Here is a 9,588-nt window from a genome sequence, read left to right on the forward strand (position 1 = left end):
CCCTCTTGAATCCTCCCCGGGAGGGAGGACTTTTTATGGCACAGTGTATGAAAAATTAAACCAAGCTCCTAAAGCCCTCCCTCCCGGGGAGGGTTGGCAGGGGCTACCAATTATAACTGTTATGCAAATAGAGAAATATAAAATTGATGAAGCCAACCATCAGTTGAGCGACAAACATCAAAGCAAATTTGATTATGTAGCTGCCGATATTAACAACCTGGATGAAGTAATGCAAAAGCTGGGTGCTTTTAACATTACCATACCAAGCTGGGCATTAGGAACCGGTGGTACACGTTTCGGTCGTTTTTCGGGCGGTGGTGAGCCGCGCAGTTTGGAAGAAAAGATCGAAGACGTAGGCGTTATCCATGCTTTAAATAAATCGAGCGATTCTATTTCGTTGCACATTCCATGGGATATCCCATCAAACGCTGATGCTATTAAAGCTTTGGCGGCACAAAACGGTTTACGTTTCGATGCCGTAAATTCTAATACTTTTCAGGATCAAAAAGATCAGGCGCATAGCTACAAATACGGTTCGTTACACCATGTTGATAAAGCAGTACGCAAACAGGCAGTTGACCACAACATCGAAGTAATTAAATACGGTATCGAATTAGGTTCAAATGCGCTTTCTGTTTGGCTGGCCGATGGTTCTAATTTCCCAGGGCAGCTAAATTTCCGCAATGCGTTTCAAAACACGTTAGAAAGCTTGCAGGAAATTTATGAGGCCCTGCCTGATGACTGGAAAGTTTGGGTAGAGTACAAACCCTACGAGCCGAATTTCTATTCAACCACCATTGGCGATTGGGGTCAATCCTTATTATTAGCCAATAAATTAGGTTCAAAAGCTTCTACATTGGTTGATTTAGGTCACCACTTGCCTAATACTAACATCGAGCAAATTGTTTCGTTATTATTAATGGAAGGCAAACTGGCCGGTTTCCACTTTAATGATTCAAAATACGGTGATGACGATTTAACTGTAGGCAGCATTAACCCATATCAATTATTCCTGATTTTTAACGAACTGGTTGAAGGTATGGATGCTCGTGGCATGACCCACTCTAAAGACCTGGGTTGGATGATCGATGCATCGCACAATGTAAAAGACCCTATCGAAGACCTGATCCAATCGGTTGAGGCTATCAAGATCGCTTATGCACAAGCCCTTATTGTTGATACAGTTGCTTTGAGAGAAGCACAATTGTCAAACGATGTAGCTAAAGCACAGGAAATTTTACAGGAAGCATACCGTACCGATGTACGCCCGTTAGTGGCCGAAGCCCGTTTAAGAACCGGTGGTGCGCTTAACCCGCTGGCTGCTTACCGTAGCCTTGATGTACGTAAAAATTTAATTAGCGAACGTGGCGAAAAAACTGTAGCCACAGGATTATAAGCATGGCCAAAACACCCGTAATAGCAGTATTTGATGTAGGCAAAACCAACAAAAAATTATTTTTGCTGGATGAGGACTATAACATCGTTTACGAAAAGTCGGCAAGGTTTATTGAAACGTTAGATGAGGACGGCGATGCCTGTGAAAACCTGGAGAGTTTGCAGTTGTCTGTTTTCGACTCCCTGCATGAAATTTACCGGCTCCCTCAATTTGAGATCAAGGCTATAAACTTTTCATCGTACGGGGCAAGCCTGGTATATATTAACGAGCAGGGCGAGCCGTTGGCACCCCTGTATAATTACCTCAAGGCATATCCCGAAGAAATAAGCAAGCAGTTTTACCAGGAATACGGTTCACCCGAAACCATAGCTGCCGAAACAGCATCGCCGGTATTGGGTAACCTCAATTCAGGAATGCAGTTGTACCATATTAAACATCAAAAGCCCGACTTGTTTAAGCAGGTTAAGTATGCCTTGCACCTGCCGCAATATTTAAGTTTGCTGGTATCGGGAGCGGCATATTCTGATATTACTAGTATTGGCTGCCATACCCAGCTTTGGGATTTTAACCAGCAAGACTATCATACTTGGGTTAAAGCAGAACATCTCCGCAAAAAGCTGGCTCCCATATTTCCCTCAAATCAGGCTTTAGCTATGATCATTGAAGGTAAAAGCTGCGCGGTTGGTATTGGTTTGCACGATAGTTCGGCGGCACTTATACCATACCTGGTAAGTTTTACCGAACCGTTTGTGCTGTTATCTACCGGTACGTGGTGCATAAGTTTAAACCCGTTTAATAACCAGCCCTTAACACCCGAAGAACTAAGTAAAGACTGCCTGGCTTACCTCCAATACCAGGGTAAACCGGTAAAGGCATCGCGCGTATTTTCGGGTAACGAGCACGAGCAGGAGGTTAAGCGCATATCGGCATATTTTAAGCAAAGTGCAGCCAAATACCGTACCATGCGTTATCAGCCGGAAGTTATTACCAAGCTAAAGGCCGAACAGCCCCCTGCAAGTACCGCTAAAGATGTTACAGGTTTGATAACATCGGGTTTCTGTAATAGAGATCTGGCCGCTTTTGCAACCGATACCGAAGCATACCATCAACTCATGCTTGATCTGGCTTCGTTACAATACCAAACCACGCAACTGGTGCTACAGGGAACTGATGTGAAAGATATTTATGTGGACGGTGGCTTTGGCAAGAACGAAATTTTTATGAGCTTGCTGGCCGATCTGTTTCCTGATGTTAAAGTATGGGCGGCTTCTGTTGCACAAGCTACTGCTGTAGGCACTGCGCTGGCTATACATAAATCGTGGAATAATAAAGCTTTACCTAATAATTTAATTCAACTTAAACGTTATAAAACAGCATCGAATACTGTACATATATGACTGTAGGACTATTTATACCATGTTATGTTGACCAGTTTTATCCCGGGGCTGCCATAGCTACGCTGCAACTATTAGAAAAACTGGGCGTAAATGTGGTGTATCCGCCCAATCAAACCTGTTGCGGCCAGCCTATGGCTAATTCGGGGTTTGAGCATTTAACGGGTGGCTGTAACCGGTTATTCATTGATAATTTTTCGGGCTTCGATTATATTGTATCGCCATCGGGTAGTTGCGTGCTGCACATCCGCGATCATTTGTATGATGATAAGCAGCCCGAACTGGCTAAAGCAATAGCGCACCAGGTTTGGGAATTGACCTCATTTTTAACCGATATTTTAAAGGTAGAAAGCTTGCCGGCGCGTTTTCCGCATAAAGTGGGTGTACACCAAAGCTGCCACGGGCAACGAGGTTTACATTTAAGCTCAATGACCGAATTGGTGGAACCCAGCTTCTCTAAACCGGGCTCGTTACTCAATATGGTTAAAGACCTGGAACTGGTAGAACTGGACCGTAAGGATGAATGCTGCGGCTTTGGTGGTACCTTTTGCGTTGCCGAAGAAGCCGTGTCGGCCAAAATGGGTAAAGACCGCGTAGCCGATCACCTGAAACACGGTGCCGAGTACATTACCGGGGCCGATATGAGCTGCCTCATGCACATGGAAGGCATTTTAAAACGCCAGGGCAGTAAAGTAAAAGTGCTGCACATTGCAGAAATATTGAATGCAAATGTTGCCCCCTAACCCCCTGAAGGGGAGAACAGAAGTTGAATGAGATAGTGTTAAGGATAGAAATATGGAAAAAGCCACAAAAAGCAACGGTACTTCTACTCCCCCTTCAGGGGGCGGGGGGGCCGCAGCATCACACGCCGAATTGGCCGATATATTTAACCGGGACGAAGACCGGGTAGACTGGCACGACGAAACGCTTTGGTGGATTCGTGCCAAGCGCGATAAGAGCGTTCACCAGTTGCCTGAGTGGGAAGCCCTGCGTGAAGCGGCATCCAACATCAAGCATAATGTATTAAGCGATCTGAATAACTATTTGCAGCAGTTTGAAGCTACTGCAAAAGCTAACGGCATTACCGTACACTGGGCAGCCGATGCCCAGGAGCATAATGAGATTGTTCACCGGTTACTGGTAGAGAACGAGGTGACCCAGATGGTGAAAAGCAAAAGCATGCTTACCGAGGAGTGCCATTTGAACGATTACCTGGCTACCCACGGTATAGAAGTGATTGATTCGGATTTGGGTGAGCGTATTGTACAACTGGCCGGCGAAGCGCCAAGCCATATTGTGCTGCCCTGCATCCACAAAAAAAAGGAAGAAATAGGCGATTTGTTCCACATGTATTTAGGAACACCGTCTAACATGTCTGATCCGCAGTTTTTAACCGAAACCGCCCGGGGAAGTTTGAGGGAGACTTTTTTGACCCGTAAAGTAGCTTTAACGGGTGTTAATTTCGCCATTGCCGATACCGGCGAGTTTGTGGTATGCACCAACGAAGGTAACGCCGATATGGGCGCTCATTTGGCCGATGTACACATCGCGAGCATGGGTATCGAAAAACTGCTTCCTAAGCGTGAGCATTTGGGTATTTTTTTACGTTTGTTAACCCGTAGTGCTACCGGCCAGCCAATTACCACCTATAGCAGTCACTTCAAAAAACCACGCGAAGGCCAACAAATGCACCTCGTTATGGTAGATAATGGCAGAAGCATACAATTAGGCAGAGAGGATTTCCGCAACTCGTTAAAATGCATCCGTTGTGGTGCCTGTATGAATACCTGCCCGGTTTATCGCCGCAGTGGTGGTCACAGCTATCATACCGCTGTAGCGGGGCCTATAGGTTCTATATTGGCGCCAAACTTCGATATGCGTAAGTATGCCGATCTGCCGTTCGCATCAACCTTATGTGGTTCATGCTCAAACGTATGCCCGGTAAAGATCGATATTCATGATCAGTTGTATAAATGGCGCCAGGTACTGGTTAAAGAAGGTTATGCGCCAACAGCTAAGAAAGTAGCCATGCAGGTAATGGCTACCACGCTGGCATCGCCTACCTTGTACCATGCTGCCGGTAAAATGGGCAGGCTAACTATTAAGTACGCGCCTTTCGCTGTAAATAACAAACTTAACCCCTGGTTCAAGAACCGCGATATGCCCTCATCGCCCGAACAATCATTTGGCGAGTGGTACAGTAAAAATAGAAACAAGAAGTAAGAGACAAGAAACAAGAGTTAGAGTCAAGAATATAGAATCAAGAGTATAGACCAATATATTATTGGAATAACTACTCACTCATTCACTCAATCAACCATTCACTCATTTAAAATGAGCAGAGAAAAAATATTAGCAGCCGTAAAGCAAAACCAGCCCGATTTGATGCCGTTACCGGATATTGCACCCTTTCAGGAAATAGAGCATGAAGATGCGCTGGGGCAGTACGAAGCCGTGCTAACCGCTATTGGCGGCAAGATGTACCGGGTGAACAGTATGGAAGAAATCAAGTCGATCATCAAAAACAGCTATAACTCGTTGGAGAAACGCGTACTGAGCTTGGTGCCCGAACTGGAAGACATTGCTACGGCAGCTTATGAAATTAATCCTGCTGCCCATCACCTGGCCGATGTGGAGCTGGCCATTATTTACGCCCACTTTGCCGTGGCCGAAAACGGTGCGATATGGATCACGCAAGACCTGGTAGGCCATCGTGCCGTACCCTTTATATGTCAGCATTTAGCCGCAGTGGTAAGTGCAAAAAATATAGTACCCACCATGCATAAGGCCTACACCCGCATAGGCGGTAACGAATACGGTTGGGGTGCCTTTATTGCAGGCCCGAGTAAAACGGCCGATATTGAGCAGTCGCTGGTATTGGGTGCGCACGGGCCACGAAGTATGACGGTGTTTGTGCTGAACGATTAAGTATTAAAGTGTTGCCTGCAGAGCCGCAGATTGGAAACATGGTTTTAACCGGTGGCTCTGCAGGCAATGCTTATTCTCTATCTATAATAGCAACATTTTCAATTCTTCGGCAGTAACGGTTAACTGGCCCACCTTAGGCAGCCTGCGGGTTAGCTCACGCCAGTTGGCATCTTTGGCGTAAATGCGTTTTAAGATCACCGAAGCTTCTTTCACTCCTTTATTGTTAGCCAGCGTTATGGCATGCCAGTACTGCATTTCTAAATTGGCAGGAAACATTTTTTCGGCAGCGGTATATTCGGCCATGGCTTTAGGCATGTTCCCTTTTTCTACTTGCAAATCACCATTGTTCATGTGCTCATAAGCGCGTTGCAGTTTCAGCAGGCGGGCCAGTTCGTTAATGGGGTTTGGGCTGTCATCCACCCTAAGATCAATCAATTTATCGTTCCAGCTTTCTTTGGCCAACGTGCCCGATACCACGATCAATGCCGCCGATTGCCGCCCGCGTATATCGCCACCTGCAGCCTGTGCCGCTTGTAAGCAAGCTACCACCCGTTCGGCCAGTGGCAGTTTGGCGTTAGCTAAAAAAGTTTTTTCCATAGCCTGGCAAACCTTATCGGTCAGCCTCATGTTTGATTGTACCGAGTAGTTTACGCCATGCCTATCGGTAGCGTAGGCAATACATTTGCTGCCGGTATGTACGGCGCTCTGGCCTTTGGTATTTAAAAAGGCTACCTGCCTTACATCGCGGCCGTCATCTTTTTGCGTAAGTTCGGTTAAAGCCTGCTGCGGCGTTTTTCCAGCTTGCATCAATTGCAAACCCAATGGTCCGTATGATTTATTAACGAACGATTGCGTAGCCACTACGCCCACGCCCGATTTTCCCCATATAACCGAAGTGCCTACGCTAAACCAGTGGCTTTGTACGGCGGCAGCCATTTGCCCGGTAGCCGGGTCACGCGCCACTACAGAAAACGTATGGGCCAGTGGTTCGCGCGTTTTAAAAACCTGCGCTATGGCCGGTGTACTCAAAAACAATAACAGGTAAGTAGCTATTTTCATGCAGTTAATTTAACGAGTAAAAACGGGAAGCTGAAAATATTTTTTCGCGATGAAGGCATTGAGCTGTTTTAACGATAAATTACGGGTTGTAAAGTTTAGTAGAGATATGAAACACTAAAAAATTTCATATCTTGTATCCTTGCCAGCCATTTAACCCATTAATAAATACTTATGGATACAGAACCCCTAAAACTTTTTGTAGCCTATGCTATATCCATGAGTTATAAAGCCGCAATGGTTGAAAACTATGTTATGCTTTATGATGTGGTCAATCCAGGAAACGATTTCAGGGTACAAAAAACAGATGATTACTACAGTGTGCTTACTACCCATATTTCAAAATCGGATATGGAATATTCGGCCAAATGTAAAGTGTACCTGTTGCTTGCAGGGTATAACAAAAAAAGTAGTAGCACATCACCTAAGCATATTAATTTCAAGGTAGACCTGTAATACAGGTTGGAGGCACACAGGGGAAAAGATTCTTAAAAATTGGGAGATGTGCTGTTCTCCTCTCAAGAGAGGTGTGCGTATGTTTCTTTTACAGGCTATGGTTGGCGTATAAATTAATTTATAATACCCCCGCCTACGTACAGTTCAGTCCTTTCTTTCTCAGGAGGGAAATAAAAATCTTAAAAGCGATTTCTATGGAGAGGTATAGGGCAGTTGCCACTTATTCCTTTCTTAATATTACATTTGCGGCAGTAAAACTCACGGCAAATGCAATCCACTATACTCATTATCGATGACGAAAAAAAGTTGAGCGGCTTGCTCTCCCGCATCATTGAACTGGAGGGTTTCCGGGTAATGCAGGCAGCAACAGGCAAAGAAGGGTTAAAGCTGCTCATGCAGGAAGAGATATTGGTGGTAATTAGCGATGTGAAATTACCCGATGTAAACGGGGTAGACTTAGTTAAAGAAATTAAATCGAAAAAACCGTATGTGGAGGTTATTAACCTTACCGCTTATGGTACTATTGCCGATGGGGTAAAAGCCATACAAAACGGTGCCTTTAACTACATTACCAAAGGCGACGATAACGAAAAGATTATTCCGCTGATATACCAGGCTTTAAATAAAGCACAGTTGCAGCTCCGCGTACACGAACTGGAAAAGAAAGTACACAATAAGTATAGTTTTGCACAAATCATAGGTACATCCAAGCCTATAACAGATGCCGTATCGCTGGCACGCAAGGTATCCGCTACCGATACCACCGTTTTGTTATTAGGTGAAACCGGCACAGGCAAGGAGGTGTTTGCATCGGCCATACATTACGAAAGCCAACGCAGGCTGATGCCGTTTGTGGCTATCAATTGCAGTAGCTTTACGGCCGAATTGCTGGAAAGCGAACTGTTTGGCTATAAGGCCGGTGCTTTTACCGGGGCATTAAAAGACAAGAAAGGCCTACTGGAAGAGGCACACCACGGTACGGTGTTTTTAGATGAGATAGGGGAGGTTAGCCTCGAATTGCAGGCCAAGCTGCTACGCGTACTCGAGAGCAAAACCTTTATTAAGGTAGGAGATACCCAAACCACCAGAGTAAATGTACGTATATTGGCCGCCACCAACCGCGATTTGCAAAAGGAGGCCGAAGCCGGCCGGTTCCGGTCAGACCTGTTTTATCGTTTATCGGTATTTACCATCTATCTTCCCTCGCTTAATGAACGCAGTAACGACATTGAACTGCTGGCTAAATATTACCTTAAAGATTTTGCCGCTAAAACAGGCAAGCCTTCTGTTAAATTTTCCGACGATTTTTTACCTGTTCTTAAACGTCACCAATGGAAGGGTAACATCCGCGAACTCAAAAATATAATGGAGCGTGTGGTGATCCTGGCCGATACGGATATCCTAACCCCCAACCTGCTACCCCTCGAATTTAATTACCCAAGTACCAACAGTAACTCTATGGACCTCGAAACTGTTGAGCGCCAGCACATTCATAAAGTACTGGCCCATACCCATGGTAACAAAACGGAAACAGCCCGTTTATTGGGCATTGGTTTAACCACCCTGTACCGCAAGTTAGACGAGTATAAGATGAACTGATTGGTAATATATCCGCTTTAAAGATAGCCTTTGATCAACCTCGCATTAGTTCATGCAAAGTGCCGCTGTACGGATGTTTCTTTATATAGTTTTAACTTACCAACAACAAGCCTACACCAGGTATTCAAACAAAGTCTGGTCTCTGTTAATCTCTATCACATCAAAACGGTGCGCCTCCATACGTTGCATTAGGGCAGGGTAATCTTCGGCCAATTTAAGTTCGATGCCTACCAGGGCCGGGCCGCGTTCACGCTCGGTTTTTTTGATAAACTCAAAACGGGTAATATCATCATGCGGGCCTAATACATGGTTCACAAAAAGTTTTAATGCCCCCGGGCGTTGTGGGAAACGAACGATGAAGTAGTGCTTTAAGCCTTCGTATAATAACGATTGCTCCTTAATCTCGCCCATACGGTCGATGTCGTTATTGCCGCCGCTAATTACGCAAACTACCTTTTTGCCTTTAATCTGCTCTTTACACAGGTCTAATACCGCTATCGATAATGCACCAGCAGGTTCCACCACAATGGCATCCTCGTTATATAGTTTAAGGATAGTGGTACAAACCTTACCTTCGGGTACCGATAGCATTTCATCCAGTACCTCACTACACAATTTGTAAGTAAATTGGCCCACCCGCTTAACCGCCGCCCCATCAACAAAACGGTTAATTTGCGACAGGGTGTAAGGTTGGCCCCTGCGTATAGCTTCCACCATAGATTGCGCCCCTTCGGGCTCTACACCAATCAAGGTAATGTT

At 45.3% G+C, this 9,588-nt stretch carries 9 protein-coding genes; 7 read left to right on the forward strand and 2 right to left on the reverse strand.

Annotation, left to right across the window (positions count from 1 at the left end; translation table 11 throughout):
• Positions 1-121: 121 nt before the first annotated feature.
• The 5 genes from ACFQ3S_RS05300 (at position 122) to ACFQ3S_RS05320 (ending at position 5,718) form a co-directional block, all read left to right on the forward strand.
• Positions 122-1,396, forward strand: coding sequence for a TIM barrel protein (locus ACFQ3S_RS05300; protein ID WP_377161990.1), 1,275 nt, complete (start codon positions 122-124; stop codon positions 1,394-1,396).
• 2 nt (positions 1,397-1,398) lie between these two features.
• Positions 1,399-2,793, forward strand: coding sequence for an FGGY-family carbohydrate kinase (locus ACFQ3S_RS05305; protein ID WP_377161992.1), 1,395 nt, complete (start codon positions 1,399-1,401; stop codon positions 2,791-2,793).
• Positions 2,790-3,533 (forward strand): (Fe-S)-binding protein, encoded by a 744-nt coding sequence (locus tag ACFQ3S_RS05310; protein WP_377161994.1) that lies wholly within the window; start codon positions 2,790-2,792, stop codon positions 3,531-3,533. Before ACFQ3S_RS05305 ends, ACFQ3S_RS05310 begins: the two co-directional genes overlap by 4 nt.
• A gap of 52 nt (positions 3,534-3,585) precedes the next feature.
• Positions 3,586-5,013, forward strand: a complete 1,428-nt coding sequence (locus tag ACFQ3S_RS05315; RefSeq protein WP_377161996.1) for a lactate utilization protein B — start codon at positions 3,586-3,588, stop codon at positions 5,011-5,013.
• Positions 5,014-5,124: 111 nt separating this feature from the next.
• A complete protein-coding gene (locus ACFQ3S_RS05320; RefSeq protein WP_377161998.1) occupies positions 5,125-5,718 on the forward strand; it encodes a LutC/YkgG family protein in 594 nt (197 codons plus the stop codon).
• A gap of 81 nt (positions 5,719-5,799) precedes the next feature.
• Here ACFQ3S_RS05320 and ACFQ3S_RS05325 read toward each other — a convergent pair whose 3' ends face one another.
• Positions 5,800-6,777 (reverse strand): DUF1028 domain-containing protein, encoded by a 978-nt coding sequence (locus ACFQ3S_RS05325; protein ID WP_377161999.1) that lies wholly within the window; start codon positions 6,775-6,777, stop codon positions 5,800-5,802.
• Between the two features lie 171 nt (positions 6,778-6,948).
• Here ACFQ3S_RS05325 and ACFQ3S_RS05330 point away from each other — a divergent pair, with 171 nt between their 5' ends.
• Together ACFQ3S_RS05330 and ACFQ3S_RS05335 are read left to right on the forward strand one after the other, a co-directional pair.
• Positions 6,949-7,230, forward strand: a complete 282-nt coding sequence (locus ACFQ3S_RS05330; RefSeq protein ID WP_377162001.1) for a hypothetical protein — start codon at positions 6,949-6,951, stop codon at positions 7,228-7,230.
• A 267-nt stretch (positions 7,231-7,497) separates the two neighbouring features.
• Complete coding sequence (locus ACFQ3S_RS05335) at positions 7,498-8,829, forward strand: sigma-54-dependent transcriptional regulator (RefSeq protein WP_377162003.1); 1,332 nt, start codon at positions 7,498-7,500, stop codon at positions 8,827-8,829.
• 111 nt (positions 8,830-8,940) lie between these two features.
• On the opposite strand, the gene ACFQ3S_RS05340 is transcribed toward ACFQ3S_RS05335, so the two are convergent.
• A partial coding sequence (locus ACFQ3S_RS05340; protein ID WP_377162005.1) for a pyridoxal-phosphate dependent enzyme occupies positions 8,941-9,588 on the reverse strand: 648 nt, incomplete at its 5' end.

The organism is Mucilaginibacter terrae (assembly GCF_042679325.1).
Classification (GTDB): domain Bacteria; phylum Bacteroidota; class Bacteroidia; order Sphingobacteriales; family Sphingobacteriaceae; genus Mucilaginibacter; species Mucilaginibacter terrae.